Origin of the sequence: Acinetobacter gerneri DSM 14967 = CIP 107464 = MTCC 9824 (genome assembly GCF_000368565.1) — a bacterium.
Taxonomy (GTDB): domain Bacteria; phylum Pseudomonadota; class Gammaproteobacteria; order Pseudomonadales; family Moraxellaceae; genus Acinetobacter; species Acinetobacter gerneri.
The window spans coordinates 41279-62111 of record NZ_KB849543.1 but is presented as its reverse complement, the minus strand read 5'-3'; the positions used below and the strand labels follow the sequence as shown (position 1 = coordinate 62111).

General features: G+C 38.5%; 20 protein-coding genes. 9 read left to right on the top strand and 11 right to left on the bottom strand.

What is annotated here, in order from left to right; genetic code table 11:
- Positions 1–26 precede the first annotated feature (26 nt).
- Positions 27–752 carry a leucyl/phenylalanyl-tRNA--protein transferase gene (aat, locus tag F960_RS08685; protein WP_020846932.1) on the top strand — a complete coding sequence of 242 codons (726 nt, stop codon included), beginning with the start codon at positions 27–29 and terminating at the stop codon, positions 750–752.
- Positions 753–777: 25 nt separating this feature from the next.
- Complete coding sequence (locus F960_RS08680) at positions 778–1593, top strand: arginyltransferase (protein ID WP_004862768.1); 816 nt, start codon at positions 778–780, stop codon at positions 1591–1593.
- A 198-nt stretch (positions 1594–1791) separates the two neighbouring features.
- On the opposite strand, the gene rimI is transcribed toward F960_RS08680, so the two are convergent.
- From rimI to F960_RS08655, 5 genes are all read right to left on the bottom strand, one after another.
- Complete coding sequence (gene rimI / locus F960_RS08675; protein ID WP_004862765.1) at positions 1792–2250, bottom strand: ribosomal protein S18-alanine N-acetyltransferase; 459 nt, start codon at positions 2248–2250, stop codon at positions 1792–1794.
- Positions 2251–2377: 127 nt separating this feature from the next.
- Entirely contained in the window at positions 2378–3259 is an 882-nt protein-coding gene (locus tag F960_RS08670) for a metal-dependent hydrolase (RefSeq protein ID WP_004862761.1), read from the bottom strand.
- 239 nt (positions 3260–3498) lie between these two features.
- Positions 3499–3951, bottom strand: a complete 453-nt coding sequence (gene hemJ, locus F960_RS08665) for a protoporphyrinogen oxidase HemJ (RefSeq protein WP_004862759.1) — start codon at positions 3949–3951, stop codon at positions 3499–3501.
- Between the two features lie 18 nt (positions 3952–3969).
- Positions 3970–5202, bottom strand: a complete 1233-nt coding sequence (locus tag F960_RS08660; RefSeq protein WP_004862755.1) for a beta-ketoacyl synthase N-terminal-like domain-containing protein — start codon at positions 5200–5202, stop codon at positions 3970–3972.
- 768 nt (positions 5203–5970) lie between these two features.
- Complete coding sequence (locus tag F960_RS08655) at positions 5971–6717, bottom strand: IS5 family transposase (protein ID WP_004855273.1); 747 nt, start codon at positions 6715–6717, stop codon at positions 5971–5973.
- 184 nt (positions 6718–6901) lie between these two features.
- Here F960_RS08655 and F960_RS08650 point away from each other — a divergent pair, with 184 nt between their 5' ends.
- The 5 genes from F960_RS08650 (at position 6902) to tuf (ending at position 13257) form a co-directional block, all read left to right on the top strand.
- Positions 6902–8410 carry an EcsC family protein gene (locus tag F960_RS08650; RefSeq protein ID WP_004862753.1) on the top strand — a complete coding sequence of 503 codons (1509 nt, stop codon included), beginning with the start codon at positions 6902–6904 and terminating at the stop codon, positions 8408–8410.
- 225 nt (positions 8411–8635) lie between these two features.
- Entirely contained in the window at positions 8636–9010 is a 375-nt protein-coding gene (gene rpsL, locus F960_RS08645; RefSeq protein ID WP_000246374.1) for a 30S ribosomal protein S12, read from the top strand.
- A 164-nt stretch (positions 9011–9174) separates the two neighbouring features.
- Positions 9175–9645 carry a 30S ribosomal protein S7 gene (rpsG, locus tag F960_RS08640; RefSeq protein ID WP_004862749.1) on the top strand — a complete coding sequence of 157 codons (471 nt, stop codon included), beginning with the start codon at positions 9175–9177 and terminating at the stop codon, positions 9643–9645.
- Between the two features lie 191 nt (positions 9646–9836).
- A complete protein-coding gene (gene fusA / locus F960_RS08635) occupies positions 9837–11975 on the top strand; it encodes an elongation factor G (protein WP_004862747.1) in 2139 nt (712 codons plus the stop codon).
- A gap of 91 nt (positions 11976–12066) precedes the next feature.
- Positions 12067–13257, top strand: coding sequence for an elongation factor Tu (gene tuf / locus F960_RS08630; RefSeq protein WP_004862742.1), 1191 nt, complete (start codon positions 12067–12069; stop codon positions 13255–13257).
- Between the two features lie 98 nt (positions 13258–13355).
- Here tuf and F960_RS08625 read toward each other — a convergent pair whose 3' ends face one another.
- Both F960_RS08625 and F960_RS08620 read right to left on the bottom strand, forming a co-directional pair.
- Entirely contained in the window at positions 13356–14459 is a 1104-nt protein-coding gene (locus F960_RS08625) for an acyltransferase family protein (RefSeq protein ID WP_004862739.1), read from the bottom strand.
- Positions 14460–14602: 143 nt separating this feature from the next.
- Positions 14603–15247: an HAD-IA family hydrolase gene (locus F960_RS08620; protein ID WP_004862738.1), complete on the bottom strand. Its 645-nt coding sequence runs from the start codon at positions 15245–15247 to the stop codon at positions 14603–14605.
- An 89-nt stretch (positions 15248–15336) separates the two neighbouring features.
- On the opposite strand from F960_RS08620, the gene F960_RS08615 reads away from it, so the two are divergent.
- Complete coding sequence (locus F960_RS08615) at positions 15337–16104, top strand: hydroxymethylpyrimidine/phosphomethylpyrimidine kinase (RefSeq protein WP_004862735.1); 768 nt, start codon at positions 15337–15339, stop codon at positions 16102–16104.
- Between the two features lie 89 nt (positions 16105–16193).
- Here F960_RS08615 and F960_RS08610 read toward each other — a convergent pair whose 3' ends face one another.
- Positions 16194–17915 carry a ubiquinone-dependent pyruvate dehydrogenase gene (locus F960_RS08610; RefSeq protein WP_004862732.1) on the bottom strand — a complete coding sequence of 574 codons (1722 nt, stop codon included), beginning with the start codon at positions 17913–17915 and terminating at the stop codon, positions 16194–16196.
- A 325-nt stretch (positions 17916–18240) separates the two neighbouring features.
- Between F960_RS08610 and F960_RS08605 the strand changes: the two genes are divergently transcribed.
- Entirely contained in the window at positions 18241–19335 is a 1095-nt protein-coding gene (locus F960_RS08605; protein ID WP_004862729.1) for an NAD(P)-dependent alcohol dehydrogenase, read from the top strand.
- A gap of 94 nt (positions 19336–19429) precedes the next feature.
- Here F960_RS08605 and F960_RS08600 read toward each other — a convergent pair whose 3' ends face one another.
- The 3 genes from F960_RS08600 to F960_RS08590 all read right to left on the bottom strand — a co-directional run bounded on the left by F960_RS08600 (position 19430) and on the right by F960_RS08590 (position 20687).
- The gene (locus tag F960_RS08600) at positions 19430–19927 is read right to left on the bottom strand and encodes a methylated-DNA--[protein]-cysteine S-methyltransferase (protein ID WP_004862726.1); all 498 of its coding nucleotides are present in this window, start codon (positions 19925–19927) and stop codon (positions 19430–19432) included.
- Between the two features lie 24 nt (positions 19928–19951).
- The gene (gene sugE / locus F960_RS08595) at positions 19952–20266 is read right to left on the bottom strand and encodes a quaternary ammonium compound efflux SMR transporter SugE (protein WP_004862723.1); all 315 of its coding nucleotides are present in this window, start codon (positions 20264–20266) and stop codon (positions 19952–19954) included.
- Positions 20267–20369: 103 nt separating this feature from the next.
- Positions 20370–20687 carry a DMT family transporter gene (locus F960_RS08590; RefSeq protein ID WP_004862721.1) on the bottom strand — a complete coding sequence of 106 codons (318 nt, stop codon included), beginning with the start codon at positions 20685–20687 and terminating at the stop codon, positions 20370–20372.
- Positions 20688–20833: the final 146 nt, after the last annotated feature.

Here is a 20833-nt window from a genome sequence, read left to right as displayed (position 1 = left end):
TTGATCCTTTTTTAATTCACTCAAATATGATGCTTCCATCTCAGTACATTTTTCCAGATCCAATACAGCATGATCCTGAAGGACAAGGACTGATTTGTGTCGGTGCTGATCTGGCACCAGAAACGCTCTATGAGGCTTATACACACGGGTTATTCCCTTGGTTTTCCGAGGGTGACCCCATTTGCTGGTGGTGTCCAGAACCACGTTGCATTATTCGTCCAGAAGATTTTCATCCAAGCAAATCTTTAGTGAGAAATATGAAGAAGTTTGATTATCAAATCACTTTTAATCATGCTTTTGAAGACGTCGTTCGTAGCTGTGCCCTGCCAAGAAGTTATGCAAATGAAACATGGATTTCAGAAGATATCATTCATGGCTATTGTGAATTATTTTTTGAAGGTTATGGCTACAGCATCGAAGTTTGGGATCAAGCTAAATTGGTTGGAGGATTATATGGCGTGAACATTGGTCAGGGATGTTTTGGTGAATCCATGTTTAGCCGTAAAACTGATGTTTCAAAAATGGCTTTTTATGCGCTCATGTTGCTTGCTCAAGAAAATCAATTGGAATGGATTGACTGCCAACTTGAAAATGACCACCTCTTAAGTCTCGGTGCGAGTACAATTTCTCGCCAAGAATATATAAAATCGTTACAAGTTGTTATAAATAAACCAAAGATCAATTGGAAAAAATATCAAGAAGGTGTATTTTCAAGTAAAACAATAGCGCAAGAAGCGCGGCTCACCCGATGACAATATGAATAAGGAGGGACATAACATGAAATCATACTTACCCAAGTCCCTATTGAATGATTTACAGTATTACATCACACCTCCACATGACTGTAGTTATCTGGAAAATAAATCAGCACGCATGGTTTTCTTAGATCCTGTCCATCGAATTGATGTGGTCACTTTATCGGAACTTTCACGTTTAGGTTTTAGACGTAGTGGTGACTTTGTTTACCGCCCAGAATGTCATTTATGTCGCCAATGCCTTTCCTGTCGTGTACCCGTTGACAGTTTTAAAATGAACAGTCAGCAAAAAAAGGCTTGGAAGCGCAATCAAGATTTGCAAGTTCGGATTGTTTCTACCAAAGATGCGACTCCGATCCATTATGATTTATATGAAAAATACATTATTGATCGACATGCTGATGGCGATATGTTTCCACCCAGCTATGATCAATTTGAAAAATTTCTCATCCATAGCTGTAGTGAAAGCTTTTTCTTAGAACTTTGGAAAGATGAGCGTCTAATCAGCGTTTCAACCTGTGACATGCTAGATGATGGTGTTTCTGCAGTTTATACATTCTTCGACCCTGAGTTTGCACATCGTTCTTTAGGTGTTTTTGCAATTTTAAAACAAATCGAATATGTGCAATCACTTGGTCAAGATTATGTTTACTTAGGCTATTGGGTGCCGCATTCAGCAAAAATGAATTATAAATCTCAATATGTTCCAATCGAGCTGCTTTTAGATGGTCAATGGCGACGTTTAAATCGTACCCTTAGCCAAGAAGAAATTGAACAATTGGGTGAGATGCTGATGACAACGCTTCCCTCAGAATGGAATGATTTGATCATCAAATAAGTTCAACACAGTGAATATTGAGTTTTAGCTCATATGTTTTTCTGGTCTTTACAAAGCCAAGTAAAATCCAGATTACACTTAACTTACCAAATAAATGCAATAAATTTAAAAACTTAACACCAATATTAACACTTAAAATAAAAACCCATAATATTTTATGGGTTTTTATTTTTGATCATTTCATTTTCAAATCATCAGTTATTTAAACAACTGACTAAAATCATCACTACATGCCTTAACCATAATAATCGCATGCTCACGACTACCATCCTTATTTGGATAATAGTTTTTTCGAAGATCGATTTGATGAAAATCGCTTTTTTCATATAAAGCGATAGCGGCAGTATTGCTTTCACGTACTTCTAAAAAGATTTGTATTGGATTGTTTTTTAACATTTGAATCGATTCATCCAAAAGCTGATAACCCAAGCCCTGCCCTTGTTGATTTGGATGAATCGCCATAAGCAATAAATTGGCTTCATCGAGCACAGTCTGCAAAATGCAAAAGCCAACCACTTGATTGGATTTTTCAAATACAGTGCATTGATAACTTGCTAAAGACTCTTCAAACTGAGCGATATTCCAAGGGTGGCTTTGCACCAACTTTTCGATTTGCGCAACACTTGAAAGATCTGACTTTTGCATCAAACGAATCATCTTCGTTCATCTAATAAAAAAAAGAAATTATATGCAAAATTTCAATAAAATCGAAGTATTAAAATCCACATTAAACAATAGGCAAAAAAATAGGGCAATTTCTTGCCCCAAAGAGTCAACCTTACGCTTATAAACCTAATTTTGCTTTCCAAGTTTCCAAAAGTGAAACCGTATCCAAATCATTTGGATGGAAATTTGGTTTAAAATACGCCAGCATTTCTTTTGTCATGCCTGCAATAATGCCTTTTGACGGGCTATATGCATATTTATAGATCGTACCCAATTCTTTCAGATTCAATTTGCCATCTTCTTTTAACAAACGAATCACAAATGAGCTTTGTACAAGGAAAATCAAAGTCATTGCCATAACCAGTGCTGAACTACGTAACGCATACGCTTTAACACCTTTCCCAAAAATACTTTCATAAACATCAAAAGCAACGGCTTTATGTTCATTCTCTTCGACCGCATGCCAGTACCACATATAAGACATGGTTGGATCAGTCATCAATTCTTGGATATGTTTATTGGTCAATAACTGTGATGCAATCGTCGCAGTAAAATGCTCAAGTGCAGTTGTCGCAGTCAAGTCAACCATTTCCTGAGTCATACCAAAAGGTTTTACCAATTTAGCAAAAGCCTTACGAGCAGCTTGGATGACCACACCCGTTTCACGCTCAAATTTACCCACATCATGACCATACTTTTGAGCAGAAAAATTAAAATTTACATGCTCTTGGGTATGCATTGCTTCTTGCCCAATAAAAGCACTGATCTCTTTTTGCAAAGCTTCATTGTCTTTGATCGCAGGATGGTAACGTACTGCACGAACTGAATCGATAAACAGTTTTTCGCCATCTGGGAACAATGCTGATAATGCTGTCAAGAAATGAGTAATCCCTGCAGAATTATTTGCCCAATATTCAGGTACATCATCAAAGTTAAAATTCATACGTCGTACTGGAAATGTTGCGCCTGCACGATTAGAAATAGTTACCTTAGCATTCATTGCCGTATCTCCTTTCAAATGTGAAAGACATCTGAAATAACTTTATGTTTGTTTTTCTTGATTCTTATATTACGACTTTATGAAAATGCGATAAGTGCAGATCAGGACAGTGAAATATCAGTTAAGGACAGCTTGTGGACAAATTGTCGGACAATTTCATGTTATTTTGAAGCATTATCTATTCACATAAAAAAAGCCAACTCATGACTGAATTGGCTTTAAGTACTTAAAATATCATATTAAAAATGCGGTTTCACCACCACTAAAATGACCACAGCGAATAAAATCAAAGTTGGCATTTCATTGAAAAAACGCCAAAATTTATGTGATTTATAATGTGCATTACCAATCAGTTTTTTACGATAATAACCACATACAAAATGGTAAATCACCAATAAACCCACCAACGCCACTTTGATATAGAACCAAAGTGCTTCATGATAATGACGCGTTGCATCTCCCCAATCGACTAGAAAATGCGCTGTAATCAGGGTAGCCACCATAGATGGCCACATAATTCCTCGATACAACTTGCGTTCCATCACCTCAAAACGTTGGTGACTGACCGTGTCATCACTCATCGCGTGATAGACATATAAACGTGGTAAGTAGAACAAAGCAGCGAACCAACAAACCACAGCGATAATATGTAATGCTTTTACCCACAAGAAAGCATCAGATGGTGCATCCATTGAATATCCTACGTAGGATTATTCATCCCACTTTTTGAAAATGAGGCAAGCATTTACGCCGCCAAAACCAAAACTGTTACTCATCACAGTATTCAATTTTGCATCTCGTTTTTCAAGTACAATATCAAAACCTTTTGCGCCTTCATCAAGTTCAGTCACGTTGATGTTTGGTGCAATAAAGTCATTTTGCATCATCAATACGCTATAAATCGCTTCTTGAACGCCTGCAGCACCCAAGCTATGACCTGTCATTGACTTAGTAGAGCTGAGTGGAGGAACTTGACCTTCACCAAATGCACGTTGCATTGCAAGAAGTTCAGTCACATCACCAGCTGGTGTAGATGTACCATGTGTATTGACATAGTCAACTTGATCCACACCGTGCTCTTTAGCTTCTTCAAGTGCCATCAAGATACAACGTGTAGCACCTTCACCCGATGGTGCAACCATATCCGCACCATCACTGTTTGCAGCATAAGCAACAACTTCAGCCAAGATATTTGCGCCACGTGCTTGAGCATGTTCTAAAGACTCAAGTACCACGAAACCACCACCACCAGCGATGACAAAACCATCACGGTCAGCAGAATAAGGACGTGAAGCTTTTTCTGGCGTATCGTTGTATTTTGAACAAAGCGCACCCATCGCATCAAATAGCAAGCTTTGTGACCAGTGATCTTCTTCACCACCACCAGCAAGCATCAAATCTTGTTTGCCCAATTGGATCAAGTTATAAGCATAACCAATCGCATCAGCAGAAGTTGCACAAGCACTTGTGATCGAATGCGCAACACCTTGTAATTTAAAAGCCACACCTACGTTTGCAGTAATGGTATTACTCATATTACGAGGAACAAAGAACGGACCGATTTTGCGAGCGCCTTTTTCTTCGAGCAATTTAACCATTTCAGTAACAGAAGCCGTTGAGTTACCACCTGAACCGCCAGCAATACCGTAACGCGGATTGCCACCCAGTTGTTCTGGTGTTAAACCAGCATGTTCTACTGCTGCAACAGCGGCATTGTAGGCATACATTGCACAAACACCCATAAAACGTTTCAGTTTACGGTCAATGTTGTCAAAATCTTGGTCTGCTGCTGCACTTACATGACTTTTGAAGTTTAATTCTTCATAGACTGGATTGTGACGCGTACCAGAAATACCATTTTGCAAAGAATGTGTTACGTCTGCTAAGGAGTTACCAATACACGAGTTGATGCCCATACCCGTAATAACAACACGACGGTTCATGCAAAGTCCTTTATTTATAAATAGGGATATAATGCAGTCATTTAAACGTTTTTAGTTTTCATTCGCAATGGCGAAAGATATTGATTCTAAGACCAGCTAAAAATAGCTATAGAACTCACTTAAAACGCCTAAAAAGCATTGTCTTACTTATCTTTAATGCAAAAATTATAATCTACAGCCTGCCCAACATTTTATCGCCAATTAGGCAAAACCGTCCATCAAGACATTTTAGTTTAGTCTGATTTCATTCAAGATCTCTTAAATCAAACTTAAACTTAGCAGAATATTTCTTAAATAATGAGAGTCTGTTTACATATTAAATTTTAAAATTGTGAGATTTAATTTCACTACAATATACAAATCTCGTGATCTATTTGATTGAAATTAATCTGTAAATATCAGGCAGAATAGAGTTCAGGCATAAGTCATATTTTACTCAAATTTATACTCTAATCATTTTGCCTCAAAATCTAATGAAATTTGCAATTTAGGCAGGATGCCGTTCGTCGAACAAGGGAGTTCCGCATTTTTTAAAGCAGTGCTTTAAAAATTGCTCAGGATGTATGCCCATTTGTTCGACAAATGGTTTTCTTGCGAAATATATTTCTCATTTGTCCGAAAACAAAGTAAGGAAGGTTGTCTACGCAAAGTAAATTAAATTTTCACGGCAAATGTGACCGTGTGATACTTTTCAGCCAGATACCTGATCATTTTTTAATATATGAAAGAAGTCTAGGGTGTGTTGACATTTGCAGTATGGAACTTAACCTACAATGGTAACCAAATAAATATACAAGCAAGAGCGACAGCACTTTGATAATTACGCTTTAGCTTGTCATATCGAGTTGAAATTCCTCTAAATTGTTTTAACCTACAGAATGAATTCTCAACTAAGTGCCTGATTTTATAGATATGCCAATCCATATGATCATTGTTAGACTTAGTGTTTGATTTTCTAGGAATATTTGACTTAGTTTTTGTTTGCTCAATTTGAGTCCTGAAGTTGTCTGAGTCATAACCTTTATCAGCACATAATATTTCTGATTCAGTTAAATCTAATTTTGATACCAGATCAGGGGCTATCTTAATATCATGGGAAGTTCCATCTGAAATAATAAACTCAATGGGATTACCATTAGAATCAACTGCTAAATGTATTTTTGAACTATTACCACCGATACTTTTGGAAATATCTTGATTATTAATACCTGAAGAATGCTGGTGTGCCCGTACGTGGCTACCATCAATAAATATCCATTCTTTATCAGCATGTTTACTAAATAATTTAAAAATATTCATAAACTTATCATTTTTAGACCAACGATTGTATTTCTTAAAGATAGAGTTTGGCTTACCAAATTCTTGAGGTAAATCTCTCCAAGGACAACCTGTTCTGATACGAAATAGAATAGCTTCGATAAAATTTCTTAAATTTAGTTTGAGATAAATATTAAAGTGACGGAAAATAGAAAGTAACTTAGACCAGTGTTGATCATTCAGCATTGTACGAGGCATAGCGGGGGTAAAATTGGGTTTGGCGATTTAATTTTACTATCTCGCTATTTTTTTAGGCAACAAATGTCAACAGACCCTAATGTTTGGCAATTTAACTTCTTTAACGAATCAAAACAGATTAAAGTAAGCAGAAAATGTCACAATGCCTACTATCTTGCTAAAAATATAAATGGGTGAGCGCAATATGTCTGATTCAAATAATAAACGTGGTGGATTGATTTCAAATGCTTTTGGTGTCGCAAAAAAATTGGGCTCTACAGGTTTTAGTATGCTCAATCACGTTGCGCCAGGTTCTGTTTCAAAAATGACGCAAAAACCAAATCAAGACCAGATTATTCAGGGTCAAGCCAAAGAACAGCTCAGCAATAAACAAAAATATGATAATCCACAAGCCATGATGCGTGATCACATCCCGCTTGTTTCACGTCAATTGCTGGGTAAACATTATGGAAAAATCAATAATGTTGCCTCTTTTATTTCCCCAGAATTAAATGACAAATTATCTGATTATTTTTTTGAAAAATTAAATGATTTTGTTTCAAATCTCAGCTCAGTAGAAGCCATCCTAAAAGAAGTTGGCGCAAAAGACTTAAATGAACTCGCGAACAATCCTGAACGTTCTGCACGAATTAGCCAAGCCTTTGAAAATCAAAATAAACGCTATGCCGTTGTTCAAGGCGCACTTACAGGTGTCTCAGGCGTCATAGGTGCAGCCATCGATGTACCAACCTCGATTGCCCTCGCCTTACATAGTATTTATCAAACGGGTCGTGCCTATGGTTTCGAACTGAAAACCTTTGAGGAACAAGAAGTCGTTGAATTTGTTTTTAAACAAATTGATATCGGAACTGTTGCCGAAAAACAAACATTATTGGTTGCTGTTCGCGCTGTTGCTGGTTTGCTCGAAACACACGATGTAAATCAATTACAAAAACTTCTCGGTTCTGACAACGATACTGAATTGCTAAAAAAATGGATTGGCAATGACGATGGAACATTTAAATGGAGCTGGCTCAATAGCCTGCCGCAGCTTTCAATTGTTTCAAAACTAATCCCGCTTGCAGGTGCCGGGATTGGCGCATATTTTAGTTTAAAACTTTTAAATGATGCGACATTTAAAGCTCAAAAAGTATTTTCAAATGCACGTGAATATTTAAATAATCACCCAGATGAAAAACTAGATATCGTAGATGCTTATGAACATTTCCAAAAACAAGGTTCATCTGCATTATTATTGGCAACAAATGCCGAGCCATTAGAAACAAAAGTAGAAACAGCAGCACAAACTACCGCAACTGAAAACCTTGCTTCTGCTCAAAAAGTACAAGATGTTGCACCTACACCGATAAACACTGCCCCAGCTGAAGCCGTTGCAGTTGCTGAACCAACAGCAAAACCTGTTGCTGATTCTGCAAAAGTTGCCGCTACGGATACAGGAAAGGCTACTAAGCCTGCTCAAACGACTAAAAAAGCAACGCCTCGTCGAACAAAATCAACTTCAACTACACCTAGCTCGGCAAAAACCACTGCAAATAAAGCTCAAACATCGACTCAAACAGCAAATACTGCAAAATCACCTAGTGTAAATGAAACACAACTTGCTCCACCTAAACTTGCAACAAAAAAAACTGCAGTAAAAAAGCTTGAAGCAAACAAAGATGAAGAAAAACCGACGCCAAATGCCGATCAATAAGCTTTGTGATTTAGTTTGCAAGGATTATAAAGCCTTACAATTTAAACAAATTAATTTGTCATAATCTAAGCGTATTATTTTGCGATGGAATTGTAGGCAAGATCATAGATGGTCAATATTTGACAGTTCGTTGAATGTTGACCATTTTTGCATCTTAGCTTACAATTGCATGCCCTCAAAAAGTGGTATTTTTTTGAGGCTTTTTATTAACGGGAGAATTGCCATATGGCAACAACAAATCAGCTGATCCGTAAGGGTCGCACAACTTTGGTTGAAAAATCTAAAGTTCCTGCGTTGAAGGCTTGTCCACAACGTCGTGGTGTTTGTACACGTGTTTATACAACTACACCTAAAAAACCTAACTCAGCAATGCGTAAAGTTTGCCGTGTTCGCTTAACTTCAGGTTTTGAAGTTTCTAGCTATATCGGTGGTGAAGGCCATAACTTACAAGAGCACAGTGTTGTTCTTATCCGTGGTGGTCGTGTTAAAGACTTACCAGGTGTACGTTACCATACCGTTCGTGGTTCTTTAGACTGTGCTGGTGTTAAAGATCGTAACCAATCACGTTCTAAATACGGTGCTAAACGTCCTAAGAAATAATTTCTTAAGGATATAGAACCGCAATCCTTTATCGTCTCGCTTGTCTGATTTCTGCATTTAAATTTGTGAAATTCAAGCGACGTGTAGTAAGGCCAGCGAAAGCACACGACACTTTGTGCTACTGCTGGATTAACCTGAAGTGTCATATTTATAGGTAGTTTAAAATGCCAAGACGTCGCGTAGTCGCTGCTCGTGAGATCCTTCCGGATCCTAAATTCAGTAGCCAAACAATCGCTAAATTCATGAACCACGTAATGCAAGATGGTAAAAAATCTATTGCTGAAAGTATCGTTTACGGTGCTTTAGACCGCGTTCAAGAAAAAAACAAAGTAGACCCAGTAGAATTTTTTGAAGCTACGCTTGAAAAAGTTCGTCCTATGGTCGAAGTAAAAGCACGCCGTGTTGGTGGTGCTACTTATCAAGTACCTATGGAAGTGCGCCCATCCCGTCGTACTGCCCTAGCTATGCGTTGGTTAGTAGATGCTGCTGCTAAGCGTTCTGAAAAAACTATGGCTTTACGTCTTGCTGGCGAGTTGCTTGATGCAGCTGAAGGCAAAGGTTCAGCGATCAAAAAACGTGAAGATGTGCACCGTATGGCTGAAGCCAACAAAGCCTTCTCTCACTACCGCTTCTAAGCGGCTAAAACAGTCCCTTATCAGGAGAATACTCATGCGTACAGCAGCTCGATTTAACATCGCATTTTACCCTAGTGGGGGATTTGCGGGAATTTAAGTCGTCCACTTCCGTACTGAGTATCCGTACGCATCAAAAATTATTTTTGATGCGTCCTGTTTTAAACAAATAAAATTTAGGAATGCAAGAAATCATGGCTCGTAAAACCCCAATTTCTCGTTACCGTAACATTGGTATCTCTGCACACATTGACGCTGGTAAAACTACAACTTCTGAACGTATCTTGTTCTACACAGGTGTATCTCACAAAATTGGTGAAGTACATGATGGTGCAGCAACAATGGACTGGATGGAACAAGAGCAAGAACGTGGTATTACAATCACTTCAGCTGCTACTACTTGTTTCTGGTCAGGTATGGCTAAGCAGTTCCCAGAACACCGCATCAACGTAATTGACACACCGGGACACGTAGACTTCACAGTTGAAGTTGAACGTTCTATGCGTGTTCTTGATGGTGCGTGCATGGTTTACTGTGCTGTAGGTGGTGTACAACCTCAGTCAGAAACTGTATGGCGTCAAGCTAACAAATATAAAGTGCCTCGTTTAGCATTCGTGAACAAGATGGACCGTACTGGTGCAAACTTCTTCCGTGTTGTTGAACAAATGAGAACTCGTCTTGGTGCACATCCTGTACCAGTTGTGATTCCAGTTGGTGCTGAAGATACGTTTACAGGTGTTGTTGACTTAATCGAAATGAAGTCAATCATCTGGGACGAAGCTTCTCAAGGTATGGAATTCACTTACGGTGAAATCCCAGCTGATCTTCAAGCTACTGCTGAAGAATGGCGTACTAACCTTGTTGAAGCAGCTGCTGAAGCTTCAGAAGAACTTATGGACAAATACCTCGAAGAAGGTGATCTTTCTAAAGAAGACATCATCAAAGGTATTCGTACTCAAACATTGGCTTGTGAAATTCAACCAATGCTTTGTGGTTCTGCGTTCAAGAACAAAGGTGTTCAACGTATGTTGGATGCTGTAATTGACTTCTTGCCAGCTCCAAATGACGTTGAAGCGATCAAAGGTATCCTTGACGACAAAGACGAAACTGAAGGCAGCCGTGAATCTTCAGACGAAGCTCCGTTCTCTGCGTTGGCATTCAAAATCATGAATGACAAATTCGTAGGTAACTTGACTTTCGTACGTGTTTATTCTGGTGTACTTAAACAAGGTGACTCTGTTTATAACCCAGTTAAATCTAAACGTGAACGTATTGGTCGTATCGTGCAAATGCACGCAAACGATCGTCAAGATGTTGAAGAAATCCGTGCGGGTGATATCGCTGCGTGTGTAGGTCTTAAAGACGTAACGACTGGTGATACACTTTGTGATGAGAAAAATGTCATCACTCTTGAACGTATGGAATTCCCAGAGCCAGTAATTTCTTTGGCTGTTGAACCAAAAACTAAAGCTGACCAAGAAAAAATGTCAATCGCTTTAGGTCGTTTGGCTAAAGAAGATCCTTCATTCCGTGTACGCACAGATGAAGAATCAGGTCAAACAATTATCTCTGGTATGGGTGAACTTCACCTTGACATCCTTGTTGACCGTATGAAACGTGAGTTCAACGTTGAAGCGAACATTGGTAAACCAATGGTTGCTTATCGTGAAACGATCAAAAAATCAGTTGAACAAGAAGGTAAATTCGTACGTCAAACTGGTGGTAAAGGTAAATTCGGTCATGTATATGTTCGTTTAGAACCTTTAGATGTTGAAGAAGCTGGTAAAGAATACGAATTCGTTGAAGAAGTTGTAGGTGGTGTTGTACCTAAAGAATTCTTCGGCGCAGTTGACAAAGGTATTCAAGAACGTATGAAGAATGGTGTCTTGGCTGGTTACCCTGTTGTGGGTATCAAAGCGACATTATTCGACGGTTCTTACCACGATGTCGATTCTGACGAATTATCGTTCAAAATGGCTGGTTCTTACGCATTCCGTGACGGTTTCATGAAAGCAGATCCTGTTCTTCTTGAACCAATCATGAAAGTTGAAGTAGAAACTCCAGAAGACTACATGGGCGATATCATGGGTGACTTAAACCGTCGTCGTGGTATGGTTCAAGGTATGGATGACTTACCTGGCGGTACTAAAGCAATTCGTGCTGAAGTTCCACTTGCTGAGATGTTTGGTTACGCAACTCAAATGCGTTCTATGTCTCAAGGTCGTGCGACATACTCAATGGAATTTGCTAAATACGCTGAAACTCCACGTAACGTGGCTGAAGGCATTATCGCTAAGTTCCAATCTGGCGGTAAAAAAGGTGACGACGAGTAATCTTTAGATTACTATAAGCCAAACTAATTTTTAGTTAATAACCAAGTTGCTCATGAGCGAACCTCATGAGCAGTTCAAAAAGGAAAATCAAATGGCTAAGGCTAAGTTTGAACGTAATAAGCCACACGTAAACGTGGGCACAATCGGTCACGTTGACCATGGTAAAACAACTCTTACTGCTGCTATTGCAACGATCTGTGCAAAAACTTACGGCGGTGAAGCTAAAGATTACGCAGCAATCGACTCTGCACCAGAAGAAAAAGCACGTGGTATTACAATTAATACTTCACACGTAGAATACGATTCTCCAACTCGTCACTACGCTCACGTAGACTGCCCAGGACACGCCGATTATGTTAAAAACATGATCACTGGTGCTGCTCAAATGGACGGTGCGATCCTTGTATGTGCTGCGACTGATGGTCCAATGCCACAAACTCGTGAACACATCCTTCTTTCTCGCCAAGTAGGTGTACCTTACATTCTTGTTTTCTTAAACAAATGTGACCTTGTTGATGACGAAGAATTACTTGAATTAGTAGAAATGGAAGTTCGTGAACTTCTTTCTACTTATGACTTCCCAGGCGATGACACTCCAGTTATCCGTGGTTCTGCTCTTGCTGCGCTTAATGGCGATGCTGGTCAGTATGGCGAATCTGCAGTTCTTGCTCTTGTTGAAGCGCTTGACTCTTATATCCCTGAACCAGAACGTGCTATCGATAAAGCATTCTTGATGCCAATCGAAGACGTATTCTCTATCTCTGGTCGTGGTACAGTTGTAACTGGCCGTGTTGAATCAGGTATCGTTAAAGTTGGCGAAGAAGTTGAAATCGTTGGTATTAAAGATACAGTTAAAACAACTGTAACTGGCGTAGAAATGTTCCGTAAACTTCTTGACGAAGGTCGTGCGGGCGAGAACTGTGGTGTTCTTCTTCGTGGTACTAAACGTGAAGACGTTCAACGTGGTCAAGTACTTGCTAAACCAGGTACAATCAAACCACATACTAAATTTGACGCAGAAGTATACGTTCTTTCTAAAGAAGAAGGTGGTCGTCATACTCCATTCCTTAACGGTTACCGTCCACAGTTCTACTTCCGTACAACTGACGTAACTGGCGCGATCGCTCTTAAAGAAGGCGTTGAAATGGTTATGCCTGGTGACAACGTAGAAATGTCAGTAGAATTGATCCACCCAATCGCAATGGATGCAGGCTTACGCTTTGCAATCCGTGAAGGTGGTCGTACAGTAGGTGCTGGTGTTGTTGCGAAAGTAACTGCATAATCACTTATGTATAAAAAAACGCTCCTTTCGGGGCGTTTTTTTTTGGCTTAAAATATTAGAAACATCAAGTTATCTTATTTCACTATCTAAACAAGGTTCTACTTTATAAATCGACGACGGATCGCACGATTAAGAGGTGTAGAATAATATTTTTCGATCAGATAACTGATAAGAAAAGTTCCCAATAAAAACACCACCAATAGCCAGACTTTTTGATCAGCGAGTGTTTGTTTTGGCAGATAAAATACTTTGATTAAACCTAACACGATAAGGTGAAAAAGATACATTTCATAACTACGTTGCCCGATCCATACCACTACACGACCAAAATGATTTCGCACAGGAGTTTGACCATTCTGCAAAAAGCAAAAGATTAACCCAGCAGTCAATAATGCAAATATCGAAATACTCCAAGTGCTGACCAACTTGATCGGTTGATAGAGATAAAGTGCGATCATCAACGCAGAACAGATCAATATCATGCTCTTTTTCAAATGAATCGGACATGAATACTTTCGGGCGATCAATGCCAATATACAACCGATCGCAATCCCATCAAAACTTGAAAAATAATGATATAAATATGCACCATTTTCATCTAAATAATGCAAAGATCTAAAATAAGGTGCATAAGCAATCACCGCCAATAAAAATACAATAAAAAGCTTCTTTGAGCGTAAACTGATGCAAAGTAAAGGGAAAAATAAATAAAATATTTCTTCTACAGATAATGACCAAAGTACCCCAAGTGCATAGTTAACCCAACCAAACTTGATAATCAGGATATTCATCCAGAACGTAAGTGCAGCAAAAATAGTTAGTCCATAGGAAACTTCTATATCATTAGGAGTTTGATTTATAAATGGTTTTAACCCCATAGCGCCAAGCATGCTAACGAATGTAATCAGTAAGAGAAGACAAGGGATAATACGGGCAATCCTTCGAATATAAAAATGCCCGAGATGTACTTTCGCAAGTGCCCCATCGCGATTGAGAGTATGTGAAGTAATCAAAAACCCAGAGATTACAAAGAACATGGTCACGCCATAGTTACCATTTCTAGCAATTAAATTGGCAATATTTTCACCAAAAATTTGCATTGAAAAAAAGCTATCGTGTAATTTATATGGAATATTAAAATGATGTAATAAGACTAAAAAAACTGAAATTCCACGTAATATATCGAGCTTATCGTTGCGCACCTTCACATTCCATTGGCTATTTTTTATTTAAACTTTCTGTATAAAACTGTTTTACTTACTGTTCTGTTAAAAACAATGTGAAAATGATCATAATCACTTTCACATTGAATTGATTTTAATTTTACTTTTTCTGAACAAAAAACTTATAAATACAAAAGCACATCTGGAAACTTTGCAATCCGATGCAAAGGCTGTGCCATGGTCAATTCCACATCAGTACCATAGCCATATTCAACAGCGATCGTTTCGATCCCATTTTTTCGAGCACCTAAAATATCATGCTCACGATCACCGATCATGATGCATTCTGCTGCTTGTAAATTTTCTTGCTGCAAAATATAGTGAATCAATTCAGCTTTGTTGGTCCTTGTTCCATCAAGTTCACTGCCATAAGCTTTACTAAAATATTTCAATAAATCAAAATGTTCTAAAATCTGCTCAGCATAAACAATTGGTTTAGCAGTTGCTAAAAACAATTTAAAACCCGCTTGTTGCATTTTTGCCAATGTATCCGCTACATCTGGAAAAACATCATTTTCAAACAAGCCAATCGTGCTAAAGCGCTCACGATAACCCAATATCGCCTGCTCTGCTAAATCATTTTCGACGGATACATTGAGCAATTTGGCAAGTGAAGCTTTAAGTGGCGGACCAATCACCCAATCCAAATCAAGATCAGTCGCAATAGGATGTCCAATTTTCTCCAAGCCATAACGTACACAGGTCGTAATACCTACTTTTGGATCGGTTAATGTCCCATCAAGATCGATCAAGATATTTTTTATCACCTGTTGTTCCTTCTTTAAAGAAATTACTATCGAGAGTTTAGCTAAAGTTGCCTATACTAACGCAAATTTTATCGAATAAGGATAGTGACGTGCGCCCGACCGTACTTTGTTTTTCTGGTTTAGATCCTTCTGGTGGTGCTGGATTGCAAGCCGATATTGAGGCCATTGGTCAAAGTGGCGCGCATGCTGCGATCGCATGTACCGCACTCACTGTACAAAACTCGCAACAAGTTTTTGGTTTTGAAGCCACTTCTAAAGAACTTTTGTTGGCTCAAGCAAATGCTGTTGTAAATGATCTACCGATCAAATGTGTCAAATCTGGCATGTTAGGTACTACGGATAATATTGCTGCTTTGGCTCAATTTTTACGTGAACATTCAGATTATCAATATGTGCTCGACCCTGTATTGGTTGCCAATAGTGGTGGCTCATTGGGCAATCAAGAAACCTTAGTTAAAGCATTTGTAGAACTGATTCCAATGGCGACCATCATCACGCCAAATACTGTGGAATTGAGAGCTTTAGCTGCTGAAGAAGACTTAGAAATTGCAACACAGAAACTCTTTAAAATGGGTGCAAAAGCAATTTTAGTGAAAGGTGGGCATGAAGATACGCCTGAGTATATTCGTAATGCACTTTATGTGAATGGTGAACTGATTGCTGAATCACGCTGCCCACGTTTAGAAGGCGAATATCATGGTTCGGGCTGTTCATTGGCGAGTTATATCGCGGGACGATTGGCACAAGGTGATGAGCTGAAGCAAGCTGTGCAGCATGCTGAAACATGGCTCTTTGGTGTACTGAAAAACGCTGAAACCCCAGTTGAAAATGGTCAAAAAATGCCAAAACGCTTTTAAGTTTTAGAGTAAATTACAACAATAAATCCATTCAAAGTTAAAATTTATACAACAAGCCTATCTATCAATAGGCTTGTTGAATTTTCATATTATTTTAAAAAATTATTGACCACCAAATCTTTCACATCATCCACTCGACCAGCAAGCAGTGCCTTGATGGCGTACATTGAGGTTGATTTTACTTGACTAAAATTTGGATCTGGTGGCATCACCAATTCCATAGGATTGGTATGTACATTTAGCAATGCAGGACCTTCGTGATTGAGGAACCTCTCTACAGCCGCTTCTAAGCCCTCACCTGTTTTTTGCGTATGACCATATAAACCAATCACTTCTGCGATTTTTCCAAAATCAGGGTTAAGTAGATCGGTATAATTATCCAATAATCCCTCAACCTTTTGTTCTATTTCAACAAAATTTAGGGAACTATTATTGAGTACAACGATTTTAATTGGCAATTTCTCTTGAATCGTTGTTAATAAATCTCCCAATAACATCGCCAAACCACCATCACCACATAGTGCAATCACCTGCCGATTTGGAAAAGCTTTTTGTATACCTAAAGCCTGTGGCATAGCATTTGCCATCGTTCCATGCAATAAGCTGGTTAATGTACGACGCTGACCATTGGTATCAAAGTGACGTAAAATCCACACCATCGCTGAGCCACCATCCCCAGTTAAAACAGCGTCACTATCCGCATATTTATTGAGGAGAGAAACAAGATATTGCGGATGGATAAGACCATCTTTTCCGACTCTTTCTTCTTTATGACGAATTTCATCACTTTGTTTTTTAACTTCTAAACATTCATCCAGATAAGCGTCATCTGTATTTTCATCTAAAAGTGGCAACAAAGCCTGAATCGTTGGTGCAACATGCCCAACAACACCGATATCTATAGGATGACGACGACCTAAGTGCAAAGCTTCAACATCTATCTGAATAATTTTTGCATTTTTAGGGTAATACTGCGCCCAAGCAAAGTCGGCACCCAACAGCACTAAAGTTTCGCAGTTCATCAAAGCATGTAAACCAGCTTTGTTACCCAGCATCCCACTCATGCCCATGTTATACGGATTGTCATATTCGATAAAATCTTTGGCACGAGAAGTATGTGCTACGGGCGCTTTTAAACGCTTTGCTAAAGCCACAACTTGATCATGGGCATGTTCACAACCTGCACCAGCATAGATCGCAATTTTTTGTGAATTATTTAATAGCTCTTTGATGCTATTGAGTTCTTGGCGATTTGGAATAAATTCAGGTTGTGGATGAAAGACTTCAAATGGCAAAGCATCATCAGAATTTTGCTGACTAATATTCGTCGGCATAATAACCACAGCAACCCCACGTTTATTTATGGCAGCTTGGCAAGCTAAAGTCATCACATGACGTGCATTGTTCGCATCAGTGATTTCTTCACAGTAAACCGAACACGACTTATATACACTTTTAAAATCAACATATTGAGGAAAATCAACATAACCTGCTTGATCCGTAGCCAATTGACTGGCAATTAAAACTACAGGAGCACGGTTACGGTGTGATTCAAATAAACCGTTAATAAAATGCAAACTACCAGGACCACAAGAACCTGCACATGCTGTTAAATCACCACTCATCAGTGCATCAGCACCTGCAGCAAATCCACCAACCTCTTCATGACGCACATGCACCCAATCAATGGAACTTTTTGAAATTGAATCTGTAAAATGATTTAGGGTATCGCCAACGATGCCATAACAGTTTTTTACGCCTGCTTTTTCAAGCACTTCAACCATAATATCTGAAACTTTTTTTCCAGCCATTTGACTAACTCGCTCTACTGAATTTATTTATCATGAGTTTTTATTGAAAAGCTATTGAGACTAAAATTCACGTTATCAATCTCACTTTTAGACATTATTTTGAGTGATTTTTAATCTGAGTTTTAGCTACTGAATGTCATATTTTGTATGCTTTATGAGTTTTAAATAAGTTTTATATTTTCGCTTATATTAAGAATAATAAGATAAATCACAATTACACATAAATCATATAGCTTTATTTTTATCAAAATATGAGTATAAAGCTAAGATTTTTAAATAAAGTTCATGTATAAAATAAAGACATAAGAAATATATGGAGTAAATTATGCAGATTAAAGCCGCAATAACTCATGCTCAAGGACAGGCATTTAGTATTGAAGATGTTGTTTTAGACGCACCAAAATCAAATGAGGTTTTAGTCAAAATCATAGCGACTGGAGTATGTCATACAGATGCCGTTGCTCGCGATCAAGCCATTGCCCCATTACCTGCAATTCTTGGACATGAGGGTGCTGGGATTGTAGAAAAAGTGGGTAAAAATGTTCAGGGTATCGATATCGGTGATCATGTCGTTTTATCATTTTCATATTGTGGACAATGTGACATGTGCCTGACAGGACACCCGACCTCCTGCTCTACATTTAACGATCTTAACTTTGGAGGGTGTTGTGCGGATCATACCCATCGCCTACACCAACAAGAACAACCACTTTCAACCTTTTTTGGACAATCTTCTTTCGCGAACTATGCCGTTGCTCATCAAAATAATGTGGTAAAAGTCGACAAAGATGTCGATCTAGCACTCTTAGGTCCTTTAGGTTGTGGGATTCAAACTGGAGCAGGTACGGTACTCAATCGCTTAAAACCCTCTTTTGGTACGTCCATCGTGATTTATGGTGCTGGTGCAGTTGGTTTAAGTGCGGTTATGGCAGCAAAAATTACTGGATGCCTAAATATTATAGCGGTTGATGTCCATGAAAACCGTTTAGAACTTGCTAAAGAATTGGGTGCGACCCATATTCTAAATGGTGCAAAAGTCGATGTTGTTAACGAGATTAAACAAATCACACAAGGCGGATCTGAATATGCTGTTGAAACGACAGGTGTTCCAGTAGTTGTACGTCAATCATTGCAAGCTTTAAGACCTTTGGGTAGCTGTGCAATTGTCGGTATTACCCCACCGATGGAAATTGATGTATTCAATGATCTGATGGCAGAAGGAAAAACCATGATGGGCGTCATCGAAGGTGATGCAGTTGCCAAGATCTTTATTCCCCAATTGGTCAATTATTATAAAAAAGGCTTATTTCCCTTCGATAAATTGGTGAAGTTTTTTGACTTTGAACAAATCAATGAAGCATTTGAAGCCTCTAAAACAGGTGAAGTGATCAAACCTATTTTACGTATAGCGGCTATTTAAGCATGATCTAATTCATATAAATAAAAGGGGGAATTTTCCTCCTTTTTTATATATCTTAAACGGCTCATGCATGCTATTTTTATATCATCAGCATCTACAATAAGAGTTCGTCCTGTAAACTTTCCAATCTTAATAAAATCGCTTTATTGTCCAAACCACCCGCAAACCCTGTCAATTTTCCATTATTTCCAAGTACCCTATGGCACGGCGCAATAATTGAAATCGGATTTTTTCCATTTGCCGCGCCTACGGCTCTGACTGCTTTTTCATGACCAATTTCAATCGCAATATCTTTATAACTTCTTGTTTCACCATAAGGGATACGCAGTAAAGCTTGCCAAACTTTTTGCTGAAAATCAGTGCCTTCAAAATCTAAAGGTAGATCAAATTGTGTTCTTTTTCTTTGAAAATATTGAACTAATTGTTTCTCAGTTTGCAGTAAAATTGGATGATGTTTATTTTCAATTAATGCCGCCACACGAACACGTTTTGGATTTTCATTTTCCCAAAGTACGGCAACAAGCGCGCTGTCATGTGCAACCAACTTCAACACACCCACAGGAGAAGGTATTTCCATAAAATACAGCTGCATACATTTCTCCATTTGATTTTAAGATCAAGAAGATAACTTCATCAAAACTAAGCCTGAAATAATTAAAACCGCCGCTAACATTCGCATTGCTGAAGCTGGCTCACCAAGAATCAAAATCCCGACTAAAAATGAACCCACAGCACCTATACCCGTCCAAACAGTATAAGCGGTTCCCAAAGGCAATGTTTTCATGACATAAGAGAGTAAAGAAAAACTCGCAATCATAAAAACAATAGTCAAAATACTCGGTCCAAGACGGCTAAAACCTTCCGAAACTTTCATCGAGTATGCCCAAACCACTTCAAAAAGCCCAGCGATAACCAATAATATCCAAGCCATTTCGCTCTCCTCAATTTAATAGTGAATAATTCTAAAACTCAACAAAAAATAAAGCTCCCGCGTAGGCGAGAGCTTTGCATAAAAACATGAATCATGATCTATTTTAAGATGCAGAAAATTTCATTAGAACTAGGCCAGAGATGATCAGAACCGCTGCCAACATTCGCATTGCTGTCGCAGGCTCACCTAAAATAAAAATACCGACCAAGAACGAACCGATTGCGCCGATTCCCGTCCAAATTGTATAAGCTGTTCCCAAAGGCAATGTTTTCATGGCATAAGCCAATAAACCAAAGCTGAGAATCATAAAGAAAATAGTGATAGCACTAGGCGTAAGTTTGGTAAATCCTTCAGACATTTTCATCGAATATGCCCAAACAATTTCAAAAATACCAGCGAAAATTAAGATAATCCAGGCCATGATACCCTGCTCCATTTAAATATAGAGTCAGGCCGTCCTGACGATTTTGTCGATAACGAATGTATCGATGGAGGTCGTTCCTCCGAAGTGAAAATTGATTATAACTAAAATATGAATAACTTGGAGTATTTTTTACAAAAATTGAC

Bases quoted from the DNA above. Each gene is read 5' to 3' on its own strand.
- aat (WP_020846932.1), top strand. From the start codon at position 27: ATGATGCTTCCATCTCAGTACATTTTTCCAGATCCAATACAGCATGAT.
- F960_RS08680 (WP_004862768.1), top strand. From the start codon at position 778: ATGAAATCATACTTACCCAAGTCCCTATTGAATGATTTACAGTATTAC.
- rimI (WP_004862765.1), bottom strand. From the start codon at position 2,250: ATGATTCGTTTGATGCAAAAGTCAGATCTTTCAAGTGTTGCGCAAATC.
- F960_RS08670 (WP_004862761.1), bottom strand. From the start codon at position 3,259: ATGAATGCTAAGGTAACTATTTCTAATCGTGCAGGCGCAACATTTCCA.
- hemJ (WP_004862759.1), bottom strand. From the start codon at position 3,951: ATGGATGCACCATCTGATGCTTTCTTGTGGGTAAAAGCATTACATATT.
- F960_RS08660 (WP_004862755.1), bottom strand. From the start codon at position 5,202: ATGAACCGTCGTGTTGTTATTACGGGTATGGGCATCAACTCGTGTATT.
- F960_RS08655 (WP_004855273.1), bottom strand. From the start codon at position 6,717: ATGCCTCGTACAATGCTGAATGATCAACACTGGTCTAAGTTACTTTCT.
- F960_RS08650 (WP_004862753.1), top strand. From the start codon at position 6,902: ATGTCTGATTCAAATAATAAACGTGGTGGATTGATTTCAAATGCTTTT.
- rpsL (WP_000246374.1), top strand. From the start codon at position 8,636: ATGGCAACAACAAATCAGCTGATCCGTAAGGGTCGCACAACTTTGGTT.
- rpsG (WP_004862749.1), top strand. From the start codon at position 9,175: ATGCCAAGACGTCGCGTAGTCGCTGCTCGTGAGATCCTTCCGGATCCT.
- fusA (WP_004862747.1), top strand. From the start codon at position 9,837: ATGGCTCGTAAAACCCCAATTTCTCGTTACCGTAACATTGGTATCTCT.
- tuf (WP_004862742.1), top strand. From the start codon at position 12,067: ATGGCTAAGGCTAAGTTTGAACGTAATAAGCCACACGTAAACGTGGGC.
- F960_RS08610 (WP_004862732.1), bottom strand. From the start codon at position 17,915: ATGGCTGGAAAAAAAGTTTCAGATATTATGGTTGAAGTGCTTGAAAAA.
- F960_RS08605 (WP_004862729.1), top strand. From the start codon at position 18,241: ATGCAGATTAAAGCCGCAATAACTCATGCTCAAGGACAGGCATTTAGT.
- F960_RS08600 (WP_004862726.1), bottom strand. From the start codon at position 19,927: ATGCAGCTGTATTTTATGGAAATACCTTCTCCTGTGGGTGTGTTGAAG.
- sugE (WP_004862723.1), bottom strand. From the start codon at position 20,266: ATGGCTTGGATATTATTGGTTATCGCTGGGCTTTTTGAAGTGGTTTGG.
- F960_RS08590 (WP_004862721.1), bottom strand. From the start codon at position 20,687: ATGGCCTGGATTATCTTAATTTTCGCTGGTATTTTTGAAATTGTTTGG.